This window comes from Paenibacillus macquariensis, from assembly GCF_900156375.1.
GTDB classification, from domain to species: domain Bacteria; phylum Bacillota; class Bacilli; order Paenibacillales; family Paenibacillaceae; genus Paenibacillus_AQ; species Paenibacillus_AQ macquariensis.
Genome location: NZ_FTNK01000001.1, coordinates 338,825 through 361,581, shown reverse-complemented (window position 1 = coordinate 361,581; position 22,757 = coordinate 338,825). Strand labels below are relative to the sequence as shown.

28 protein-coding genes are annotated in these 22,757 nt (G+C 41.2%); 26 read left to right on the top strand and 2 right to left on the bottom strand.

What is annotated here, in order from left to right; translation table 11 throughout:
* Nucleotides 1-59 precede the first annotated feature (59 nt).
* Nucleotides 60-980: a patatin-like phospholipase family protein gene (locus BW961_RS01705; protein WP_068589788.1), complete on the top strand. Its 921-nt coding sequence runs from the start codon at nt 60-62 to the stop codon at nt 978-980.
* Nucleotides 981-1,059: 79 nt separating this feature from the next.
* On the opposite strand, the gene BW961_RS01700 is transcribed toward BW961_RS01705, so the two are convergent.
* On the bottom strand, nt 1,060-1,389 hold the full coding sequence (locus BW961_RS01700) for a hypothetical protein (protein ID WP_068589790.1): 330 nt from the start codon (nt 1,387-1,389) through the stop codon (nt 1,060-1,062).
* 7 nt (nt 1,390-1,396) lie between these two features.
* Nucleotides 1,397-2,389: a DUF1385 domain-containing protein gene (locus tag BW961_RS01695; protein WP_068589794.1), complete on the bottom strand. Its 993-nt coding sequence runs from the start codon at nt 2,387-2,389 to the stop codon at nt 1,397-1,399.
* 206 nt (nt 2,390-2,595) lie between these two features.
* Between BW961_RS01695 and BW961_RS01690 the strand changes: the two genes are divergently transcribed.
* The 25 genes from BW961_RS01690 to dxs all read left to right on the top strand — a co-directional run bounded on the left by BW961_RS01690 (nt 2,596) and on the right by dxs (nt 22,742).
* Complete coding sequence (locus BW961_RS01690) at nt 2,596-3,090, top strand: YqhR family membrane protein (RefSeq protein WP_068589796.1); 495 nt, start codon at nt 2,596-2,598, stop codon at nt 3,088-3,090.
* An 81-nt stretch (nt 3,091-3,171) separates the two neighbouring features.
* On the top strand, nt 3,172-3,618 hold the full coding sequence (gene aroQ, locus BW961_RS01685; RefSeq protein WP_068589799.1) for a type II 3-dehydroquinate dehydratase: 447 nt from the start codon (nt 3,172-3,174) through the stop codon (nt 3,616-3,618).
* A gap of 49 nt (nt 3,619-3,667) precedes the next feature.
* Complete coding sequence (locus BW961_RS01680; protein WP_068589801.1) at nt 3,668-4,744, top strand: M24 family metallopeptidase; 1,077 nt, start codon at nt 3,668-3,670, stop codon at nt 4,742-4,744.
* 113 nt (nt 4,745-4,857) lie between these two features.
* Nucleotides 4,858-5,415 carry an elongation factor P gene (efp, locus tag BW961_RS01675; protein ID WP_068589803.1) on the top strand — a complete coding sequence of 186 codons (558 nt, stop codon included), beginning with the start codon at nt 4,858-4,860 and terminating at the stop codon, nt 5,413-5,415.
* A 175-nt stretch (nt 5,416-5,590) separates the two neighbouring features.
* Nucleotides 5,591-6,838 carry an aspartate kinase gene (locus BW961_RS01670; protein ID WP_068589804.1) on the top strand — a complete coding sequence of 416 codons (1,248 nt, stop codon included), beginning with the start codon at nt 5,591-5,593 and terminating at the stop codon, nt 6,836-6,838.
* Between the two features lie 170 nt (nt 6,839-7,008).
* Nucleotides 7,009-7,275: a YqhV family protein gene (locus BW961_RS01665; protein ID WP_068589943.1), complete on the top strand. Its 267-nt coding sequence runs from the start codon at nt 7,009-7,011 to the stop codon at nt 7,273-7,275.
* 193 nt (nt 7,276-7,468) lie between these two features.
* Nucleotides 7,469-8,467: a stage III sporulation protein AA gene (gene spoIIIAA / locus BW961_RS01660; protein ID WP_068589807.1), complete on the top strand. Its 999-nt coding sequence runs from the start codon at nt 7,469-7,471 to the stop codon at nt 8,465-8,467.
* Nucleotides 8,460-8,978, top strand: coding sequence for a stage III sporulation protein SpoIIIAB (spoIIIAB, locus tag BW961_RS01655; RefSeq protein ID WP_068589809.1), 519 nt, complete (start codon nt 8,460-8,462; stop codon nt 8,976-8,978). The genes spoIIIAA and spoIIIAB overlap by 8 nt, the downstream gene beginning before the upstream one ends.
* A 13-nt stretch (nt 8,979-8,991) precedes the next feature.
* Nucleotides 8,992-9,195, top strand: a complete 204-nt coding sequence (gene spoIIIAC, locus BW961_RS01650) for a stage III sporulation protein AC (protein WP_044876328.1) — start codon at nt 8,992-8,994, stop codon at nt 9,193-9,195.
* 10 nt (nt 9,196-9,205) lie between these two features.
* Entirely contained in the window at nt 9,206-9,595 is a 390-nt protein-coding gene (spoIIIAD, locus tag BW961_RS01645) for a stage III sporulation protein AD (protein WP_068589810.1), read from the top strand.
* Nucleotides 9,596-9,606: 11 nt separating this feature from the next.
* The gene (spoIIIAE, locus tag BW961_RS01640) at nt 9,607-10,803 is read left to right on the top strand and encodes a stage III sporulation protein AE (protein ID WP_068589813.1); all 1,197 of its coding nucleotides are present in this window, start codon (nt 9,607-9,609) and stop codon (nt 10,801-10,803) included.
* 19 nt (nt 10,804-10,822) lie between these two features.
* A complete protein-coding gene (gene spoIIIAF, locus BW961_RS01635) occupies nt 10,823-11,575 on the top strand; it encodes a stage III sporulation protein AF (RefSeq protein ID WP_068589816.1) in 753 nt (250 codons plus the stop codon).
* 14 nt (nt 11,576-11,589) lie between these two features.
* Nucleotides 11,590-12,228: a stage III sporulation protein AG gene (spoIIIAG, locus tag BW961_RS01630; protein WP_068589818.1), complete on the top strand. Its 639-nt coding sequence runs from the start codon at nt 11,590-11,592 to the stop codon at nt 12,226-12,228.
* 42 nt (nt 12,229-12,270) lie between these two features.
* Nucleotides 12,271-13,026, top strand: a complete 756-nt coding sequence (locus BW961_RS01625; protein WP_068589820.1) for a SpoIIIAH-like family protein — start codon at nt 12,271-12,273, stop codon at nt 13,024-13,026.
* A gap of 156 nt (nt 13,027-13,182) precedes the next feature.
* On the top strand, nt 13,183-13,680 hold the full coding sequence (gene accB, locus BW961_RS01620; protein ID WP_068589823.1) for an acetyl-CoA carboxylase biotin carboxyl carrier protein: 498 nt from the start codon (nt 13,183-13,185) through the stop codon (nt 13,678-13,680).
* A 192-nt stretch (nt 13,681-13,872) separates the two neighbouring features.
* The gene (gene accC / locus BW961_RS01615; protein ID WP_068589824.1) at nt 13,873-15,216 is read left to right on the top strand and encodes an acetyl-CoA carboxylase biotin carboxylase subunit; all 1,344 of its coding nucleotides are present in this window, start codon (nt 13,873-13,875) and stop codon (nt 15,214-15,216) included.
* A gap of 133 nt (nt 15,217-15,349) precedes the next feature.
* Entirely contained in the window at nt 15,350-15,757 is a 408-nt protein-coding gene (locus BW961_RS01610; protein WP_068589944.1) for an Asp23/Gls24 family envelope stress response protein, read from the top strand.
* A 77-nt stretch (nt 15,758-15,834) separates the two neighbouring features.
* On the top strand, nt 15,835-16,374 hold the full coding sequence (gene amaP, locus BW961_RS01605) for an alkaline shock response membrane anchor protein AmaP (protein ID WP_068589828.1): 540 nt from the start codon (nt 15,835-15,837) through the stop codon (nt 16,372-16,374).
* Between the two features lie 14 nt (nt 16,375-16,388).
* Nucleotides 16,389-16,622: a DUF2273 domain-containing protein gene (locus BW961_RS01600; protein WP_068589829.1), complete on the top strand. Its 234-nt coding sequence runs from the start codon at nt 16,389-16,391 to the stop codon at nt 16,620-16,622.
* Between the two features lie 229 nt (nt 16,623-16,851).
* Complete coding sequence (gene nusB, locus BW961_RS01595; RefSeq protein WP_068589831.1) at nt 16,852-17,310, top strand: transcription antitermination factor NusB; 459 nt, start codon at nt 16,852-16,854, stop codon at nt 17,308-17,310.
* A 39-nt stretch (nt 17,311-17,349) separates the two neighbouring features.
* Complete coding sequence (gene folD / locus BW961_RS01590; protein ID WP_068589833.1) at nt 17,350-18,207, top strand: bifunctional methylenetetrahydrofolate dehydrogenase/methenyltetrahydrofolate cyclohydrolase FolD; 858 nt, start codon at nt 17,350-17,352, stop codon at nt 18,205-18,207.
* A gap of 11 nt (nt 18,208-18,218) precedes the next feature.
* Complete coding sequence (gene xseA / locus BW961_RS01585) at nt 18,219-19,589, top strand: exodeoxyribonuclease VII large subunit (protein ID WP_068589835.1); 1,371 nt, start codon at nt 18,219-18,221, stop codon at nt 19,587-19,589.
* Nucleotides 19,573-19,833, top strand: coding sequence for an exodeoxyribonuclease VII small subunit (gene xseB / locus BW961_RS01580; RefSeq protein ID WP_068530037.1), 261 nt, complete (start codon nt 19,573-19,575; stop codon nt 19,831-19,833). The genes xseA and xseB overlap by 17 nt, the downstream gene beginning before the upstream one ends.
* Nucleotides 19,805-20,731 (top strand): polyprenyl synthetase family protein, encoded by a 927-nt coding sequence (locus tag BW961_RS01575; protein WP_170878512.1) that lies wholly within the window; start codon nt 19,805-19,807, stop codon nt 20,729-20,731. The genes xseB and BW961_RS01575 overlap by 29 nt, the downstream gene beginning before the upstream one ends.
* A gap of 103 nt (nt 20,732-20,834) precedes the next feature.
* A complete protein-coding gene (gene dxs / locus BW961_RS01570) occupies nt 20,835-22,742 on the top strand; it encodes a 1-deoxy-D-xylulose-5-phosphate synthase (protein ID WP_068589838.1) in 1,908 nt (635 codons plus the stop codon).
* Nucleotides 22,743-22,757: the final 15 nt, after the last annotated feature.

The window sequence follows — 22,757 nt, the reverse complement described above, 5'->3', positions numbered from 1 at the left end:
CATCAAAAGTCCCCCGTGCTCATAGATAACATTATCATGAGTAAACGGGGGATTTGTGTATGCTAATTAATGCCGTCTTTGAAGGAGGCGGGGTGAAAGGGATTTCACTAGTCGGTGCTGTTAAATCTGCGGAGAGGGCGCATGTGGTCTTTCACAGGCTTGCTGGGACGTCTTCAGGTGCCATCGTAGCGTCATTATTGGCTGCAGGATTTACTGCAGATGAAATGAACGAGATCATCAACCAGACGCCTTTTACGTCCTTTCTAAAGAGGTCAGCTTTATTTAATACTAAATTTATTGGTCCACCACTTCGAGTATTATTGAAAAAGGGCTTATATTCAGGAGAGGCACTTGAACAATGGATACGAAATGTGTTGTTAGAGAAACAAATATCAACCTTCTCTGATCTTCCTCCCGGGAAATTACAGATTGTCGCTTCTGATATCAGTAATGGAAAAATATTAATTCTACCTGATGGAGTGAAGGAATTTGGATTTAGCCCTGACAAGTTTGAAATAGCGAAAGCCGTGAGAATGAGCACAAGTATTCCGTATTTCTTCGATCCGGTGAGACTCAGACAAACGGGGATTGCAGCTAAGGATAAATCGTTCGCAGAGCAGTTCGTTTATATCGTAGACGGTGCGCTATTAAGTAATTTCCCACTTTGGTTATTTGATGATGAGGTATCGAGGGCGACGGGGCTACCCATTCCTACCATAGGTTTTCAGATGGTTGGTAAGAAAGAAGGACGGCCGCACACCATTCGAGGACCTTTTACGATGCTACAGGCGTTGTTTGAGACGATGCTGTCAGCACATGATGAAAGGTATATCGAACGGGATACGAGTGTTCGTACAATCAAAATTCCTACGTTGGGTGTGGGCACTACTAATTTCCATATGACGAAAGAGGTGAGCAAGGCATTATTCCAATCGGGGTTTGAAGCAGGAAATAAGTTCTTTGGTACGTGGAAATCTTAAAATGATATTTTTAAAAAATAAAAAGAAGGTAATCGTTATTATCCATAGGGATGTAACGATTACCTTCTTTTTATAGGCTTTAATGATATTTAGGCATTTGATCATCATTTTTACCCTTTTTGCCTTCAATTACTTGAAAAGGATAGTTTTTTTTCTTTGCAGAAGCTGGGCTTGAGGAGCTCTTATTGATCCCAGATACTTTATCCATGGTCTTACGCGATGGCTTGACTTTGGGCTGCTTGAATCGTTTAGGTTGATTGAATTTGAATAATAAAAATATCACTACAAACACAAGGACTGGGAGAAGAAGATGTTTGAGTAACTGGAAATTCCCGTATACGACATCGTTCAGTAAACCTAATGCTGCTAGTATGATTACTGTCCACGAGACAAAAGATTGACTCTTCATCGTATCCTCATCCTTTCACAGCATCTAATACTCCGTTTCGGAGGGATGAATTAACCTTTGAGTTCTCAATCTCAACGTCTAATTCTCTCATTCGATTAAAGGAAGCAATGGAGACTTCTACTTGTTCGTCTAACGGTTCTTTCGTTGTAAGTAACTGCAACCAGAGTCCAGGATACCCTAAGAATCGTAAGACTGGAATATCTCTCATCGCATTCGTGAACTTCAGAAATTCAAAAGAAACCGCCATAACGACTGGTAATAAAACAAGACGTTGTAAAACACGGTCCACCATATTGTCCCACGGTACGACCGAATAAATGATAACGCCCAGTAAAATGGTAAGCATCATAAAACTGCTACCGCAACGATAATGAAGACGGCTATGCTTCTGTACATTCGCTACTGTCAATTCTTCGCCAGCTTCGAAGGTGGTAATGACTTTGTGTTCTGCGCCATGATATTGAAATAAGCGCTTAACAACGGGTGTTAAAGTAATGATCCAAAGATATACGAGGAGAAGTGCAAGTTTGATTACACCTTCTACTAAGTTATGCAGAATGTAATTATTAAACAACTCGCCAAAGATGAAATCTTCAAGGAATACAGGCAGGAGTGTGAAAATTAGCTTACCTACGATAAAAGAAAGTACTCCGACCGCAGCAACACCAATCATCATCGTAAGACTCATGCTGGATTTTTCCTTGTTCTTCTGCTGGACACGTTCTTCTGGTGAAGTCTCATCATCCGCATAGGCATCCGCTGAGTAATTCAAATGCTTTGATCCCTTTGCACTGGAATCTATAAGGCTGACAATACCTCGAATAAGAGGAATCTTACGTAATTTCTTTATCCATGATTTATCTTCACGGGGCACTTCTAAAAATGTGATTTCATTGTTTTTACGTCTCACAGCGGTAACGTTGATATTCTTTCCGCCAAACATGACACCTTCAATGACGGCTTGGCCACCATAGCTGATAGACTTAGACTCTTGAGGCAACCAGTTCACCTTCCCTATATGGGTTATTTTTTTGATTCTTTAATACTATTGTATCGAATTTCATCTTCAATATCTAGTTAACTAAAATATAAGGTTTGTTTTCATTGGAATGATCCTAAGGATAGTTGTGGTTTACTCAAGAACGAAATGAACATACTAGGCATAGAAGATTTTTAAGAAATGAACACAATATTAGGGGGATGACTATGAATCAGCATCAACAATCAACGCATACATATACCAACGCATATACATTCGCTTTAGAGCTTGGTTTTTTTGCTGGTGTATTTTGGGGAACCATGCATTGGATTTTTTATATTTTCAAATTTACAAAAGTCATTCCTGCTTATTTAGCTGAACCCTTTTTTAAGAATCAGTTTTTAAAGAGTGGAGCGGGTCAGCTCGTGGGATTATTATTTTTTATAGCGTTTTCGATTCTAGTAGCACTTATCTATGCTGCAGTTTGTCGAAAATTGAAGGGGCCTTGGCCTGGAATAATATATGGGATTATTTGGTGGATCATTATCTTTGTGGTGGTAGGTCCGTACTTTGATATGATGAAGCCTTTATCAGGTCTTTCTACAACAACGATTATTAGTGAATTCTGCTTGTTTCTATTATGGGGGTTGTTCATTGGATACACGATTGCGATGGAATTTACAGACGAAAGGGTACGGGAACCTAAGAAAGTAGAAGGCTGAGCTCGAAATAGCTTCTCAAGAATACATTCCCTATGGTAAAATAGCAGATGGTTATTTGATTATAAGGGTGGGATTATCAATTTGAATACCATATGGGTGATCAACGGACCGAACCTTAATCTCTTGGGTGTAAGGGAACCTGGTATTTACGGGTCACAAAACTTACAATCTATTGAAGATAGTATTCGGAAGCAAGCAACTAATCTGGGTGTTGATATTTCCTTCTATCAATCTAATCATGAAGGAGTTATGATCGACTGGATTCATGAAGCAATGGAGAAAGCAAACGGGATTATTATTAATCCAGGTGCGTTAACCCATTACAGCTATGCGTTACGTGATGCGATTAGTTCTGTACGCATTCCGACAGTAGAGGTACATTTATCCAATATTCACTCTAGGGAGTCTTTTCGACACACGTCCGTGATTGCTCCTGTTGCGCTCGGGCAAATTGCCGGATTCGGTGCATTAAGCTATGAACTTGGACTAATTGCACTGGTACGTCATTTGGAAGATCAAGGACAGTAGTCTTGTATTGCTCTCCTTGGAGTCTGTCTTTAGAGAGGGAGATCACATAATGGAAAATTTAAGAGTACTTAAGTTACGTGAAGGTATGCAAAAGAAGAATGTGGAAGCTATATTTATCACGAGTCCAATTAATCGTCGTTATTTGACAGGATTTACTGGATCATCAGGATATGTTCTAGTGACGTTGTCTAATGCATATTTGCTAACAGATTTCCGTTACATGACACAAGCACCGCAACAAGCTAAGGGCTTTACGGTTGTGGAACATGGTACTAAAGTGATGGATAATGTGAAAGAGTTACTTGTGAGCAGTAAGATTACACAGCTTGGTTTCGAACAGGATGATGTATCTTATAACGCATATACTACGTACAAGGAACAGTTGGAACCTGAGATTGAACTTATCCCTGTTAAGGGGCTAGTAGAGCAATTGCGGATATTTAAGGATGAGGAAGAAGTTAAGATCATGCAACGTGCTGCTGACCTTGCTGATGAAACATTCAATTATATTCTGAATGTTGTGAAGCCGGGGATGACGGAACGTGAAGTTGATCTTGCGATGGAATTCTATATGCGTAATCATGGTGCAACCTCATCTTCATTTGATACCATTGTTGCTTCAGGAGAACGTTCTTCTATGCCTCATGGAGTTGCGAGCGAACGTGTGATTCAAGGTAATGAATTTATTACCTTCGATTTCGGTGCATTACTCGATGGGTATTGCTCTGATTTGACACGGACGATAGCTTTAGGAAATCCACAACCTGTATTGAAAGAAATTTATGATATTGTACTGGAAGCACAGCTCTTTACACTGGCGAACATTAAGTCAGGTATGACGGGGCGTGAAGCGGATGCACTTGCACGTGATATTATTACGAAATACGGATATGGAGAGCAATTCGGTCATAGTACTGGACATGGATTGGGTATGGAAGTACACGAATCTCCACGCTTATCTAAGTTGAGTGATGATATTTTGCAACCAGGGATGGTCGTTACGGTAGAACCAGGTATTTATTTACCGGGCATCGGCGGCGTTCGCATCGAGGACGATATTCTGATCACAGAGACGGGTATTGTTATTTTGACGAAAAGCAGTAAAGATTACACCGTGTTGGGGTAATTAAGAATTAACGCTTATAAAAAACTTAAGCTTATGCTTTCGACGCGAGTTTTTTTTATCGAAGCATATTCAAGAAGTAACGCTATAAAAAACTTTCAGGAGGTTATTATTTTATGATATCAGTAAATGATTTTAAAACAGGATTAACAGTTGAGGTTGAGGGTGATATTTTTACGGTTATTGATTTCCAACACGTTAAACCAGGTAAGGGTGCGGCATTTGTTCGCTCTAAATTGAAAAACTTGCGTAATGGTAACACTGTTGAGCGTACTTTCCGTGCAGGTGAAACGATTGGACGAGCAATTATCGAGAACCGTCCGGTACAGTATTTGTATGCCAGTGCGCAAGAGCATGCTTTCATGGATAACGAAACCTATGACCAATTCACGTTGACTAGTGATCAACTTAAATGGGAATTGAACTTCATCAGAGAAAACATGAACGTAAATATTATCAGTTATAAAGGTGAAATTCTAGGTATTAACTTGCCTCACAGTGTTGAGTTGAAAGTAGCTGAAACTGAGCCAGGTGTTAAAGGTAACACAGCTCAAGGTGCTACTAAGAATGCTACACTTGAAACAGGTCTTATTGTTCAGGTTCCACTTTTCATTAACCAAGAAGATGTGTTGTTGATTGATACTCGTGACGGTAAATATATTTCCCGCGCTTAATCAGCCAACTTTTTGTGTGAATTAATTCCACATTATCCTCCACCGCGCACTGCGGGGGAGGATTTTTGTTGAAATTATCTAAAAAACATTGACGAAACTGCTTACTTTCGTATTATACTGATTTAAAGTACGACAGAAAGATAGATGTTTAAAATGAGTGGGGAGTGAATCGAAGTTGTCACTGTACGTCATGAAATTCGGAGGCAGTTCCGTTGGTAATACGGAGCGAATGCAGCGTGTAGCAAGACGGATCGTTGAGAAACAAGATGAAGGTCATCAATGTGTCGTGGTAGTCTCTGCAATGGGAGATACGACGGATGAGTTAATTGATCAAGCTATGCTTTTGAACCCAGAGCCACCAGCTCGGGAAATGGATATGTTAATGACTACGGGAGAACAAATGTCGATGGCTTTGTTATCGATGGCTATTCACCAACTTGGTCGGGAGGCCGTTTCCTTTACAGGATGGCAAGCAGGATTCCGCACAGAGCCCGTACACGGTAAAGCACGTATTATGGATATTATCCCGGATCGTATTCAAGCAGCACTAAGTCAAGGGAAGATTATTGTGGTTGCGGGATTCCAAGGTATGACACCTGATGGAGAAATCACAACATTCGGTCGTGGTGGTTCTGATACTACAGCTGTTGCATTGGCTGCAGCAATCAATGCTGATGTATGTGAAATATACACCGATGTAGATGGCATTTATTCTACAGACCCTAGAGTTGTAAAGTGCGCTACAAAACTTAAGGAAATATCTTATGATGAGATGCTGGAGCTTGCTAGTCTTGGAGCCGCTGTACTTCACCCTCGCGCGGTGGAGTATGCGAAACATAATAAAGTTCGGCTAGTTGTAAGGTCCAGTTTTAATAATAATGAAGGTACGGTTGTGAAGGAGGAAGCAAGTATGGAACAAGGTGTTGTCGTAAGTGGGATCGCCTTTGATAAAAATGTCGCACGTATTAGTATTCTAGGTGTATCGGATACGCCTGGAGTGCTTGCACAAGTATTTGGTGCATTAGCGCAAGAAGGCATTAATGTGGATATCATCGTACAAAGTGGCGTTAAGAATGGCGAAGCAGACTTCTCATTTACGGTGTCTGAGTGTGATCGTGCTGTAGCGGTCATCGAGAGTATCAAAGGCCAACTTCCTTACCGTGAAGTGACTTCTGAAGATCATCTGGTTAAGGTGTCTATTGTTGGTGCGGGCATGATAAGCCATCCAGGAGTTGCTGCTCAAATGTTCGATGTTATATCCAAACAAGGTGTTAGTATTAAGATGGTAAGTACATCTGAGATTAAAACCTCTTGTGTAATTGATGGTAACAACTTGGATGAGGTAATTAAAGCACTGCATACGGCGTACAATTTGGATGCTGAGCAACAAGTATTTGTTGGAGGTCCTCAGGACCGTCGTTAATCATGACATGATATATACATTCGTATAATTTCAATTAATAGATGAAGACCCGAATATTTTCGGGTCTTTTTTTCGTTGTCTATAAATAAATGATTCTTCCAAAATTCACATCTAAAAAGAGAGATTCCTGCATATCATGAGTGTTAGTAGTGAAAATAAAGGAGGGTATCATCTTGGATAAGTTCGTGGTCAGTATGGCTACCCTGAGGATCATCTCTGGAAGTATTGAGATTGCTGCGGCTTTGTTCATGTTAAAAGTTGGACAGGTAGATAAGGCACTTACGATTAACACCGCATTAGCTTTTGTTGGACCTACGGTGTTGATTCTCACCACGTCTATTGGATTATTAGGAATGGCTGATAAGTTATCTTGGGCAAAAATGGCTTGGATTTTGCTAGGCGTATCATTTCTCTTAATAGGTATTCTGAAAAAATGATAGACTCTGTGGTCATAAAAATGGAGTACAGGCATACATATGAGGTAAGAAACCAACGAGCAGACTCTAGCGGCCGCTGATTACAAAATGAGAAGCTTCACAAAATACGGAGTGCTTACGAAGTGATTTTTGTTTCACAAAAATTTAGGTACTTGCTTACGAAGTATTCGAAAAAATTTAGGAGGTGGCATTCATGAAAATGAACTGGTTGGAGTTATTTCCTGAACCGATCAGGTCGCTCCTTGAACAACTACCCTCCACCTTGTTGGATCGGTTGGAAGAAATCAGAATCCGCGAAGGAAGACCATTAGAGATTAATGCTGGGGGCGAGCATCACTTTCTTACGTTGGGTGGAAAATTGACGCATCGTGTCGAGGAATCGTACAAGCCAGGCGGAGTAGAGACTCATCGGCTGTTAGACAGGATTAGTAATCACTCTCTTTACACCATGGAGGAAGAGTTGCGCAAAGGGTTTATTACCATACCAGGAGGTCACCGCATCGGCTTAGCAGGAAGAACGGTTCTAAGCGGAGGCAAAGTAGAACATTTGCGTGATATTAGTGGGTTTAATGTTCGGATCGCGCGCGAAATTTGTGGAGCTGCTGATGCGATCCTGCCTCATTTGATAGATAAGAAAGAAAAGAGGATGAAGCATACCCTCATTCTTTCACCTCCTCAGCACGGGAAAACGACGTTGATTCGGGATATAGCCAGGCAGATTAGCAGTGGCAGTTATGGAGATTCAACGGTGAAAGGGTCAGGTATGAAAGTTGGAATCATTGATGAAAGATCTGAAATTGCAGGAAGCTTGCGCGGCGTACCGAGCTTTGATGTTGGTCCAAGAACCGATGTCATGGATGGGTGTCCTAAAGCAGAAGGCATGATGATGATGATCCGGTCCATGTCTCCTGAAGTGGTGATTGTGGATGAAGTAGGTCGTCCTGAGGATGTGGAGGCCATCATAGAGGCGCTACATGCAGGTATCTCCGTTATCGCGACCGCTCATGGCTCGTCTGTGGACGAACTCTCACAACGTCCTGCGATGGCTGCACTTATGACAAACCAGCTGTTTGAGAGGTATGTCATTCTAAATCGGTCGGCGGGTAAGCCTACCTATCGTATACTCGATCGACAGCAACGTTCTATCCAGATGTCCTTGCCTCATCAGAAGGGAGTTGATGCCTATGGTTAAACTTCTCGGGATGTTGATTATCGTTCTAGCGGGAACGTTAGCAGGGTTTAACAAGGCCAGGCAATTTGAAAGAAGGCCACAGCAGATTCGCGAACTCATCTTAGTCATGCAGCGACTAGAGACGGAAATTTCTTACGGATTTACACCGCTACCTGAGGCGCTGAACAAGATGGGGTCGCAGATTCGCGAACCTTTGAAATCATTTTTTATAAGCGCTGCTAATGACATGAATTCATCCAAAGGTTTGACCGCTCAAGAGAGTATACAGCAGGCATTATCTGCACATTGGAAACGAACTTCAATGAAAGATGCAGAGAGAGAGGTCCTTCACCAACTGAGCTTTACTTTAGGTACAAGTGATCGTCAAGATCAGATTAAACATATTGCATTGGCGGCACAGCAGTTAAAACATGAGGAAGTTGCGGCAAGGGAGGAACTGGACAAATACGGAAGACTAAGTAAAAATCTAGGACTTCTGGTGGGGATATTGGTCGTCATTTTGATCTTTTAGCGAGGTGCAGGAAATGAACATTGACGTGAACGCTATCTTTCAGATCGCGGGGATCGGGATCATCATTGCCATGATTCATACGGTGCTCAAACAAATGGGAAAAGAGGATATGGCTCATTGGGTGACGCTGATCGGTTTCGTCGTGGTGTTGTTTATGGTCGTTCGTATGCTTGACACCCTGCTGCAAGAGATCAAATCTATCTTTCTGTTCCAGTAGGAGAGCCGTTATGGAAATTATTCAAGTTGTTGGATTGGGACTAATATCTACCATAATAATTCTAATTATTAAAGAACAAAAACCGATGTTTGCCTTTCTAATCGCGGCATCAACAAGCATTTTAATCTTTCTATTTCTAATTGGGAAGATTGGTAGCGTAATTGATGAATTAGAAAAAATGGCAGAATCAGCAGGTGTTCAGATGATCTACTTAAAGACGATTCTCAAAATCATCGGTATTGCTTATATTGCTGAATTTGGGTCCCAAATTGTAAGGGATGCAGGACAGGAAAGCATTGCATCCAAGATTGAATTAGCAGGTAAGGTATTGATTATGGTGCTCGCTATCCCAATCATTGGAATCATTATTGAAACTGTCATGAAGCTACTTCCTGCCTAAGAAAGTGGGATATGACCATGTTAGGAAAACAACGTTCTCCAGACGTGAAATATATATTTATATTCATATTTTTATTGTTATTTACTTGGGGGAGCAGTGTATATGCTGATTCACCCGCAGATCAACTTATACAACAACAGGCCAAAAATTTACCCACTGATCAGGTGGAAAGTTATTGGGATAAATTGATGAAAGATTACGGTGGATTCTTTCCGGATCAGAAGACACCTTCCTTTATGGATATGTTACTCCCCGGTGGAAAAGGGCTTGGAATAAAGAATGTTATGTCTGGCCTAACCACTTTTTTCTGGCATGAAGTGCTCTACAATGGGAAACTGCTAGTCAGCATTGTGATGTTAAGTATTATGAGTTTGATTCTTGAGACATTACAGACCGCATTTGAACGAAATAACGTTAGTAAGATCGCGTATTCATTATGTTACATGATCGTTATGGTTATTGCGATTAATAGCTTCTCTGTAGCCATTGGGTATGCCAAAGGGGCTATCGATAACATGATGGACTTCATGATGGCGATGGTACCGCTGCTCTTCTCACTCCTGGCGTCCATGGGAAATATCGTTACTGTATCCGTCACACATCCTTTGATCGTATTCATGATTCATACGGTGGGGACTGTTGTTCGAACGACTGTATTTCCACTCCTTTTCTTCTCAGCCGTATTACACATTGTAAGCTCCTTGTCAGATAAATATAAGTTAACGCAAATGGCTAATCTGCTTCAAAGAATCAGCGTTGGGTTGCTAGGAATACTCTTAACTATTTTCCTTGGAGTCATTTCTGTTCAGGGAATTACAAGTTCTGTGACAGATGGTGTGACGATACGTACAGCCAAATTCATATCGGGTAGTTTCATTCCGGTTGTGGGTAAAATGTTCGCAGATGCGACGGACACGGTCATATCGGCATCATTACTAGTGAAAAATTCGATCGGATTGGCCGGCGTCATTATCATTCTCTTCATCTGTGCCTTTCCGGCTATCAAAATATTAACACTTGCACTTATTTATCAAGTAGCAGCAGCAGTGATGCAGCCACTTGGAGATACACCGATTGTTACGTGTTTACAAACGATTGGTAAAAGTATGATCTATGCATTTGCGGCAATGGCGGTTGTTGGATTGATGTTCTTTCTAGCCATAACCATTCTGTTAATGGCTGGTAATGTAACGGTCATGATGAGGTGAAGAAGGAGGTAGGTAACCTATGAGCTGGTTAAACGAATGGATGAGAGAAGTCATTATGGTTGTGCTTTTGGCAACTTTCGTAGATCTCATTCTACCCAGTCGTTCTATGGAACGTTATGTCAAGCTGGTCCTTAGCCTACTTATCCTTCTCACCTTATTGCAGCCCATTATCAATCTGTTTACGGATTCACCTGAATCAAAGTTAACGGAAGCATTTCAAGCACAAGCTATGAATTCAGCTAATTTCACGAATGGTAAAGAGACCACATTACAGCAAATTTTATCTCAGGCAGAACAAATGAAACATCAGCAACAAACGCAAAGTCTTCAGTGGGCTGGAGAAGAGGTTGCAAGGCAAATGAAGCAACAAATTCAAGAGTCAACAGGGTCAATGGTTCAAGAAGTGAAGGTTATTCTCGCTCTTGCTCCTGCTAAAGCGGCGAATGAACAGGATTCACCTTCCATTACATCTGTAGATGTTGTGTTGCAGCAAGAACCACAAGATCTTGAGGAACAATTAGATCAAGATCACAACGCATCACAGCCAATTGCTATAGCACCCATAGCTCCGGTTAAGGTGGACGTAAATGTGGAGCCTGTTAAGCCAGATAGTAGTCCATCCGATGGTGGTGTAGCAGATAAGAAATCTGCAGAGGCTTTGAGTCGAAATGAGAGTAAGGCAGAAGAAATCGAGAAATTACTCAAGATGAAGTGGAATCTACAGTCTGAGCAAATCCAGATTAAACAGAATGAAGACAACGGCAAGATATAAGGGGGTGAGTGAACTTGGGGAACTGGTTTAAGAGGGTAGAGCAGTGGATAGGTGGAGGAAATGGCGGAGCAAAAAAAATATCTGTTTTTCGTTGGCTCATTATTCTAGGTTTAGTGGGCGTTGCGATTGTGTTATTTAGTTCCTTCGTTAATGTCAAGAAGGTTGATAATGAGAATATTGGACGGGAGCCACCGAGTTCAACGCCTGCACAGTCAACATTCCAAAATACAGACTCACAAGCGGACTCATTTGGAAGTATTGAAGAGGTGTTCGAGAACAACATTAAAGAGATTTTGGAAAAAATAGTGGGCGTAGGCACGGTCGATGTTTTGGTCACTGTTGATTCAACGGAAGAAATTATCATTCAACGTAATGTGAAAGATTCTCAACAGACATCTGAGGAAACTGACGCTAACGGTGGCAAACGGAACACGACCCAATACACGCGAGATGGTGAAAGTGTGACATACGATTCATCAGGTAGTGAGACGCCAGTCATTACCAAAAAAGTCAAACCGCAAATCCGGGGTGTGCTAATCGTAGCTAAAGGGGCTGAGAACCAAGTGGTTCGAAACCTTGTAATAGATGCAGTAGGCAAAGGATTAAATGTACCGAGCTATAGAATATCAGTTGTCCCCCGCAAACAGGAATAATGCTTCAATCATTTTTTGAGAAGACAAAGGAGGAAATTGGGAATGAATAATAAAAGACAAACAATTTGGTTAGTATCGATGTTGAGTTTGATGGTGGTATTGTCTGCATATTACCTGTTCACAGGTGATTCAGGCACATCAAAAATTCCAGTAGCAGATAGTCAACAGGTTGTAGATCAAAAATCAAATGAGAACAAAGAGCTTGTTACAGAAGTGGTTGTAGATGGACAAAATAGCGATCATACAGAAACACCAAAAACGACAGATACGGTCAAGAAATCGGATGATACGACAGTAGCTACAGATACGCTTAAGGAAACGGATAAAGCAGTAACTAAGGATACATCAAAGGATACAACAAAGGTGACAGCAAAAAAAGAAACAACGAAATCAACCGAGGCTAAAAATGATGACGAGGTACTTAAAGAAGTTGCATCCCAAGCTACTTCAGGCAGAAGTATTCTTGATTCTTATCAACTGGAACGTAAAGATAATAGTATGAAGAAACAAAGCGACTTGTACGCGTTGTTAAATGAGACGAATACACCTGAAGAAGTGGCGAAAGCAAACGATGAACTGAGAAGTTTAGATGAGAAAGAATCTAAGATTACGGGCATTGAAGAAGCACTTCATCAGCAATTTGAAGAGGTCGTAGTTAAAGAAGAAAATGATAAATATCAAGTGCTTGTTCTGAGTGATAAACTAGATGTGAAGCAAGCTGTAAACATCGTACAATTAGTCATGAAAGAGCTAAATGTATCTCAAGATAAAGTTAGTGTACAGCATGTAGCACCTTAATGAATTCCTATATTTCGCCATAATCATACATTTCAGGAAAGAGTCCGGGTCAGTCTGGACTCTTTCCATTTCTTGCGTTTATGATATAATACATATCGGTATGGATATGCAAGTTAAGTGTAAGGCGGTTCTGAAAGTTAAAGGAGTGAATTGACAATGTTTAAGTTGAGTGAGATTAAGGAATTGATCAAGTTAGTAGACCAAACATCTGTTCATGAGTTGGAGATTGAAATGGAAGGTACGCGTGTATCTATTCGTAAACCTGGGAAAACGGAAGTCGTTTCGTATCAACAATCCATCCCACAAGCATATCCAACAGCACCATTGCATGTTCAGCCAATGATGCACTCCACAGATCAGGGAACTGGTCTAAGTGTGACTGATCAATCGACATCAGCAGATTTATCGTCCACATTACATAAAATTGTTTCGCCTATGGTGGGAACATTCTACAGATCTGCTTCGCCTGATGATGCTCCCTTCGTTAGCAGTGGAGATAAAGTAGACTTGAAATCAACGGTCTGTATCATAGAAGCTATGAAATTAATGAATGAATTGGAAGCCGAAATAAAGGGCCAAATCGTAGAGGTATTGGTTGAAAATGGCCAGTTGGTTGAATATGGTCAGCCTTTATTCTTGGTGAAAACGGAGTAGAACGGAAAACTTGAGTTAATGCTTACGAAGAAAGTTATCCGTAAGAAAACTTTGGTTAATACTTATGATGTAAGTTTTCCTACGGAAAACTAAGTTAATGCTTACGAAGAAAGTTTTCCGTAGCAAAACTTTAAGTGAACGCTTACGAAGAGAGTTTTCCTACGGAAAACTTTGAGGAGGATGGTACCTGCAATGAAATTTCATAAAGTGCTCATTGCGAATCGTGGAGAAATCGCGGTTCGTATTATCCGGGCTTGTCGAGAACTTGACATATCAACGGTTGCGGTCTATTCAGAGGCAGACAAAGATTCTTTGCATGTTCGTCTAGCCGATGAAGCGTATTGTATTGGACCTATCCTATCAAAAGATAGCTATCTAAATGTTACTAATATTATGAGTGTAGCCACACTTACAGGGTGTGATGCGATTCATCCTGGATATGGATTTTTAGCTGAGAACGCAGATTTCGCTGAGATTTGTGAATCATGCAACATTACTTTTATCGGGCCTTCAGCATCTGCTATTAGAAGAATGGGTGATAAATCTGTTGCTAAACTGACTATGAAAGAAGCGGGTGTACCTGTAATTCCTGGTTCTGATGGAATCGTAGATAGTCTAGATGAGGCAATTATTATTGGCCGTGATATTGGCTATCCCCTCATTATCAAAGCGACTGCTGGTGGCGGCGGTAAAGGGATACGTATTGCGGAGAATGAGTCGGATCTAATTAAACAAATAACTGCAGCTCAGCAAGAAGCTCAGAAGGCTTTTGGCAATGCAGGGGTGTATTTAGAGAAATATCTGACGGGTATGAAACATGTTGAAATCCAGATTATCGCTGACAATTATGGTCATGTGGTGCATCTAGGAGAGCGAGATTGTTCTATACAACGTCGTAGACAGAAGTTAATAGAAGAAGCTCCATGCCCTATACTTTCTCCGGAAATTCGTACAGAAATGGGTGAAGCAGCTATTCGAGCTGCACAGTCAGTTCAGTACTCAGGAGCGGGAACGCTTGAATTTTTACTTGGGACTGATGGACAATTTTATTTCATGGAAATGAACACTCGTATTCAAGTCGAACACCCTGTGACAGAATTAGTGACTGGTGTGGATATTATTAAAGAAATGATCTCTGTGGCAGAAGGTCATGCTCTTTCCTTCAGTCAAGAAGATATTGTAATCAATGGTTGGGCTATCGAATGTCGGATCAACGCAGAGGATCCTGCTAAGAACTTTATGCCTGCACCTGGGAAAATTTTATTCTATCTTCCTCCAGGCGGTCCTGGAGTGAGAATCGATAGTGCTGCTTATCAAGGGTATACGATCCCACCTTATTACGATTCTATGATTGCTAAGTTGATTGTCTGGGCGCCAACACGTCAAGAAGCCATTGCAAAAATGAAGCGTGCGTTATCTGAATTTATGGTGGAGGGAATTCATACAACGATCCCTTTCCATCAAAAATTACTGAAACATCCTACGTTCATCGACGGCGATTTCGATATCAAGTTTCTTGAGGAGAACGAGATTTAATTTCTTGAACTTTGTTTGTCTAAATGATGCCTAAATGATATAGTATGGATAACAAAATTGGCATGCCTAGTAAGTGCTATGCGATTATCTATTGATGCTAAAGAATTTACTTGAAGGGTGTGATATGGTCAGTATGAGTACAATACCGAATGAATTTGAACGAACGGATATCGGTGAGATCCAAATTGCTCCTGAAGTCATTGAAGTTATTGCTGGATTAGCTACAGTTGAGATTAAAGGCGTAGCTGGAATGAGTGGAGGATTTGCAGGTGGAATTGCAGAACTTCTAGGGCGTAAGAATCAATCCAAAGGCGTTAAAGTTGAAGTAGGTCAACGTGAAGCTGCAATTGATGTATCCGTCATCGTAGAATACGGTTATCGTCTGCCTGAAGTAGCTACTCAGATTCAGAGTAACGTGAAACGCTCTATCGAGAATATGACTGGACTGACCGTAATCGAAGTGAACGTTCATATCCACGATGTTATTTTTAAAGCAGTGGAGAAGCACGAAGAGATTGATTATAGCCAACGAGTTAAATAATAGACTACGATAGGCATTCAAACCCCCGACATTTCATGTCGAGGGTTTACTATAATTTTAGGAGGTTGGGTTGCTTCGTGGCTAAAATACTTGATAGACTTTTGCTGTTTATATATAGCTTGAGTATTGCTATTCTTTCTGTAGTTGCCATCCTCCACCTCAGTGGTGTTTTACCTTCTAACTGGATTGATGACTCGGATTACCGCGTATTCATCTCAACCATTGTTGTGATGGTCGTACTGTTTCTTCTGAGTATTCGTTTCTTCTATATCTCAATCCGTAAAGATCGGAATAGTGTTCCGTCCATTGATCAGCGAACAGAATTTGGAGATATTCAAATTTCAGTAGAAACGATTGAGAATTTATGTCTCAAGGCGGCATCTAAAGTACGAGGCGTAAGAGATTTGAAAGTTCGTGTTAAGGTAAATCAAGCAGGTATTACGATTGAGATTCGTGCTGTTGTAGATGGTGAATTCTCCATTCCTGTCTTATCCTCTGACATACAGAAACAAGTCCATGATTATTTGCAAGAAACTACTGGAATTCCGGTGTCGGATGTGTCAGTATTTATAGCTAACGTTGCGCAATCACCAAGCTTTAAGAGTAGAGTGGAATAGAGGTGGATTTCCCGATGCTTTGGAAAGAGATGTGGGGGAGTCACAGAGGACGCATTGTCGGTATTATGGGTGGGGTTTTATTCGGTATTATATATTTGATATCTGGTTTTTGGGATATGTTGTTCTTTGCATTGGTTGTGTTCATTGGATACACTTTCGGTAAAAGAAAAGATTTGCAACAAGGTTCCTTCTTTCATTTGAAGGAAACGATGCAATGGTTATCGGAACGGTGGCGTCCTTTTAAATGAACCCTGTGATATGCTTTCTCTAAGAAAAGAGCTACAGCCTCGCCAGGCCCATTTTTTGGAGAAAGTTTACCAGGGTTTTTTTTGTGAATATTAAGAAAGTATAAGTTCACGTTATACTTTGTTAATATTTCACGAAGAAGCACATGTGAAACCTGAAATGACAACATGGTAGGCTCTGTTATGAAATAAAATGAACGCAATACAAGATATTCAGGAGGAACAGATAATTATGAAAAGACGTGTGGCAAGAGAAATCGTGGTACAAAGCTTGTACCAAATGGAAATGAACTTAGTAGAGAGTGAAGAGGCTGTATCGATCCTTTTGGAAGAAGCTTCTGAAGAGAATGAGACCGAAAGAGTCATCAAAGATGAAATCAAGCTAAAGGAGTATGTTCTAGAGCTTGTGAACGGAACGTGGAGTAATAAAGTCGCGATTGACGAACTGTTGGGTCATTATTTAGTTGGATGGCAAATGAGTCGTTTATCCCGAGTGGACCGTCAAGTATTACGATTAGCAACGTATGAAATGGTGTATCACGATCACGAAGACGCTCCAGCCAAAGTTGTTGTCAATGAGGCGATTGATCTTGCTAAGCACTTTGGTACAGAGGATTCAGGTAAGTTTGTAAATGGTGTGTTAGGTAAAATGATTGGCGATTTAGACGAACTTAAAGAGAAACGTTCCTAGAATTCCAAATTATACTTAAACATAAGGGGAGAGAGTGTAATGACAGCAACGATTATTAGTGGGAAACAGGTATCAGATGAAATCCGTGGTTCATTAGCAAATGAAGTAAAGGAACTTTCAAATAAAGGCGTTGTTCCAGGACTTGCTGTCGTATTGGTAGGGGAAGATGCTGCCTCTCAAGTTTATGTTCGTAATAAAGAGAAAGCTTGCCATGATCTAGGTTATTATTCGGAAGTGCACCGTCTGTCTGAGACAACTTCGCAAGAAGAATTGTTAACATTAGTGGATAAGCTTAACCGTCAAGATAATATTAATGGAATACTTGTACAGTTGCCACTTCCTGGGCATATTGAAGAGAAGGCCGTCATTAACGCCATTTCTGTGGAAAAAGACGTGGATGGGTTTCATCCCATCAATGTAGGTAACTTGGTTATTGGTGATGATAGTCTTCTTCCATGTACACCATCAGGTGTTATTGAACTGATTAAGCGTGCGGGCATTGAAATGTCAGGCAAACATGCCATTGTGATTGGTAGAAGTAATATTGTAGGTAAGCCCGTATCTTTGTTACTTCAAAGGGAAAATGCTACCGTTACGATGTGCCATTCTCGTACAGCTAATATGGCTGAGATCGCGAGACAAGGTGATATTCTAGTCGTGGCTATTGGACGTGCTAACTTTATCGATGCAAGTTATGTGAAACCAGGAGCAGTTGTTATCGATGTTGGGATGAATAGACTACCTAATGGTAAACTCGCTGGTGATGTTGATTTTGAAAGTGTTAAAGAAGTATCAGGACCTATTACACCCGTTCCTGGAGGCGTTGGTCCAATGACCATTACAATGCTTATGCAGAATACGTTGATTGCGGCTAAGCGTCATCATAAATTGGTTTAAAGGGGTTTGTTATGGACCAGCAGAATGTATTATCCATTAAAGATCTGAACCGATACATCCGGATGAAGCTTGATTCGGATTCATTGTTGTCTGATGTATGGATTCGTGGGGAAATATCTAATTTCACTCACCATTCTAGCGGACATATGTATTTCACATTGAAAGATGAAAGTAGCCGTATAAAAGCTATTATGTTTGGATCTCACAATCAGAAATTACCTTTCATACCGAAGGAAGGCTCACGTGTGATCGCCAGAGGAAATGTTACTGTCTATGAACGAGATGGACAGTATCAATTCTACGCTACACATATGCAGCCTGATGGTATCGGAAGCTTATACCTTGCGTATGAACAGCTAAAGAAGAAATTAGAGTCAGAAGGGTTATTTGCATCGGAGCGTAAGCGTCTAATACCTGACTACCCAAAAACAATTGGCGTAATCACGTCTCCAACAGGAGCAGCGGTAAGAGATATTATGATTACGCTGAAGCGGCGGTATCCCCAAGTCAATATCATCCTTTATCCTGTTCTTGTACAAGGTAAAGGCGCTGCACCAGCTATTGTGAAAGCAATTGAGGGTTTGAATAGTATGGCAGAAGTCGATGTGATTATTGCAGGTAGAGGTGGCGGGTCGTTAGAAGAATTGTGGGCTTTTAACGAGGAAACGGTTGCTCGAGCTATTTTTCGATCAGCCATTCCTATCATTTCTGCAGTGGGGCATGAAACGGATTTCACAATTGCTGATTTCGTTGCAGATCTCAGGGCTGCGACACCAACAGCAGCAGCTGAGCTTGCCGTACCCAATATAGAGGAAATTAAGGCTACGCTGCAGCTTAGAGAACGGCAGTTACGTCAGGCATTGAAACAACGAGTACAATATGGTCGTGAGCGGCTTGCAGCGTTACAACGTTCACCTGTGTTGGTACATCCACGTAGAACGTTGCAGCAACATACGGAGCGGCTTGATAGGCTACAGCAACAGCTTACGCGTTCGATCCGTTCCGATGTAAAGCTGAATATGGAAAGAAAATCGCGAATACACCATAGCTTGTTGCGATTCAATCCTCAAGAGCAAGTGTCCTCCGCTAAAAAGAATAGAGAGAGAAGCCAGCGTCAGCTTCAGCTAGCTATGTTATCTATTCTGAAAGGAAGTCAAACACAACTTGGTTCAGCGGTACGCCAACTGGATGCCCTAAGTCCCTTGAAAGTCATGTCTAGGGGATACAGTCTTGTGTATGATGAGCAGGAGAAGCGATTAATTAAATCGATAAGCGATGTACAGCTTGGAGATTTGGTGAAGATAAGAGTTAACGATGGTCAATTCGATTGTCAGGTATGGGCAATCAAGGAGGATGAACAAAGTCATGGCGAAGGTCACTGAACTTAATTTTGAACAAGCAATGAGCCAGCTAGAAGAAATTGTAGACGAACTTGAGCATGGAGACGTACCTTTGGAAAAAGCGATCGAGTTATTTCAAAAGGGGATGGGCCTTTCTCAGTTATGCAGTCAGAAGTTGGAACAAGTTGAACGCAAAATTGAAATGATTGTGGAGGAAGATGGCGAGCTTCGGAAGAAGCCATTTGGTGCTTCACTAGATTCGGAAAGTGGTGAGTCCATTGAATAATCAGCCTCCGTTGAAAGATTATATTGATGACATATCGGATTTGATCACATCATCCTTGTTGGAGATTTTCCCATCCAACTGGGATGTTCCTTCTAATTTAAAGGATTCAATGACATATTCCCTTCTTGCAGGTGGCAAACGTTTACGTCCATTATTGGTCATAGCGGCTTGCGAAGCTCTTGGGGGACGACGTGAAGTAGCGATAGAAGCAGCTTGTTCTGTTGAAATGGTTCATACATATTCGCTCGTTCATGATGATCTTCCAGCAATGGATAACGATGATTATCGTCGTGGTAAGCTTACGAATCATAAAGTCTATGGTGAAGCAATGGCTATCCTTGCGGGAGATGGGCTTCTTACCCATGCTTTTTTTAGTTTAGCTCAGATTTCACGTAAACATGGTATTCCCTCCGATCGGGTTCTTGCCATAATTGAAGATCTGGCTGAAATGGCTGGACCTAGAGGTATGGTTGGAGGACAGGTCGCGGACATGGAAGGGGAACAAGGCCTAACGGGTCTTTCTCAACTGGAGTATATCCATACACATAAGACAAGTGATCTGATCATATTCTCACTCATAGCAGGGGGACGAATCGCAGGGGCTGATGAAGCTAAGGTTACAGCACTTCGTACATTTGGTCACCGTCTTGGACTTGCATTCCAGATCCAAGATGACATTCTAGATCTAATCGGTGACGAAGCTAAGCTTGGCAAAAAGACTCAAAGTGATGTGAAACAAGATAAAGTAACTTATCCTTACTTTATTGGTCTTGATGAATCGAAGATGGAAGTCGAAAGACTTACCCAGGAAGCTAAGAAAACGATTATTGAGGCTGGATTCCCTCATCCAGAACGTCTTCTGGAGATTGCCGATTATTTGGTGAATAGAGATCATTAAGTCTGCTGATTTTATAAGTGAGGTTTATTTGTGATATAATGAGCGGAAGATTCGTGAAGTACAACATTAACAAATCCTATAGAAGAAAAGTGGGGAGATTTAAGTGAAACTTCCACAATTGAAACAGCCAGAACAATTGAAATCACTTTCGGTTGACGAGCTAACTTCTCTGGCGAGTGAAATCCGACAGTTTCTAATTGAGAAGTTGTCTGTTACAGGAGGGCATCTCGCATCGAATTTGGGAGTGGTGGAACTCACGCTTGCTCTTCATTATTGTTATAACAGCCCGAAAGATAAGTTTTTATTTGATGTAGGACATCAAGCATACGTCCATAAGATACTAACTGGCCGTATGGATCGATTCGATACATTACGTAAATATAATGGTTTATGTGGGTTCGTGAAGAGAACAGAAAGTGAACATGATGTCTGGGAAGCTGGACATAGTAGTACATCTCTTTCCGCTGCCATGGGTATGGCTCTTGCTAGAGATCTTAAAGGCGAGGACAACAAAGTTGTTGGGATTATCGGTGATGGAGCATTAACCGGTGGTATGGCATTTGAAGCGCTAAATCATATCGGTCATGCACAGAAGAAGCTAATGGTCGTTCTTAATGATAATGAGATGTCTATTGCACCTAATGTAGGCGCTATGCACAATTATTTGAGTAAGTTACGCTCAGATCGTCACTATTTAAGAGCAAAAGATGAAGTAGAAGGCATGCTTAAGAAAATCCCAGCCATTGGTGGTAAATTAGCCAAGACCGTTGAGAAATTAAAGGATAGCCTTAAATATATGGTTGTTCCAGGTATTCTTTTTGAGGAATTAGGTTTTACGTATCTTGGTCCCGTTGATGGACATGACCTTCAGAAATTAATTGACACGTTTAAGCAAGCAGATAATGTAGACGGCCCTGTGTTCGTTCATGTTCTTACAACAAAGGGTAAAGGTTACACACCTGCAGAAGCGGACTCCTATAAATGGCATGGTATTACACCTTATAAGATTGAATCTGGTCAAGTACTGAAATCAGTAGGAAACCCGATGTATACAGATGTGTTTGCACAAACATTGATTGAACTTGGGGAACGTGATTCAAGAGTTGTGGCAGTAACTCCAGCAATGCCTGGTGGCTCAGGATTATTTCCTTTCAGCAAAAGATTTCCGGATCGTATGATTGATGTAGGAATTGCAGAGCAACATGCGGCAACGATGTGTGCGGCGATGGCGATGGAGGGAATGAAACCTGTATTCGCAGTGTACTCTACCTTTATGCAACGTTCGTATGATCAGATTGTTCATGATATTTGCCGACATAATGCCAACGTAACGTTTGCAATTGATCGCGCGGGATTTGTTGGAGCAGATGGTGAGACACATCAAGGGGTTTATGATATTGCTTTTATGCGTCATATTCCGAATATGGTTCTTATGATGCCTAAAGATGAGAATGAACTTCGCCATATGATGTTTACGGCTCTAGAATATAATGATGGACCTATAGCCTATCGTTATCCACGCATCAATGGACTTGGTGTGCCTATGGATGAGACACTTAAGTCTATTCCAATCGGAACATGGGAGAGCGTTCGTGAAGGAGAAGGTTACGCCGTACTTGCTGTAGGACCTATGGTTCAAGTGGCACTTGAAGCGGCCGAACTACTTAAGCGAGAAGGAATTCAACTACAGGTTGTGAATGCACGTTTCCTCAAGCCTGTGGATGAAGATATGTTACGTGCCCTTGCTAAATCAAGAACGAATATGATCGTATTGGAAGAAGCATGTGAGGCGGGAAGTCTTGGTAGTGCTGTCCTTGAATTTTATGCAAGTCAACATATGTTTGATACGACTGTGTCCCTGATGGGTGTTCCTGATCGATTTATTGAACACGGAAGCATCAAGGAACAGCGTGAAGAAACAGAACTAACAGCTAGTGCAGTATGTGAGGAGATTCGTAAACTTATAGCTCTTCATCCTTATGAATATGGTAAAAGCAGCTTTCCGTCTTAAGGCGTGAAGACAGAA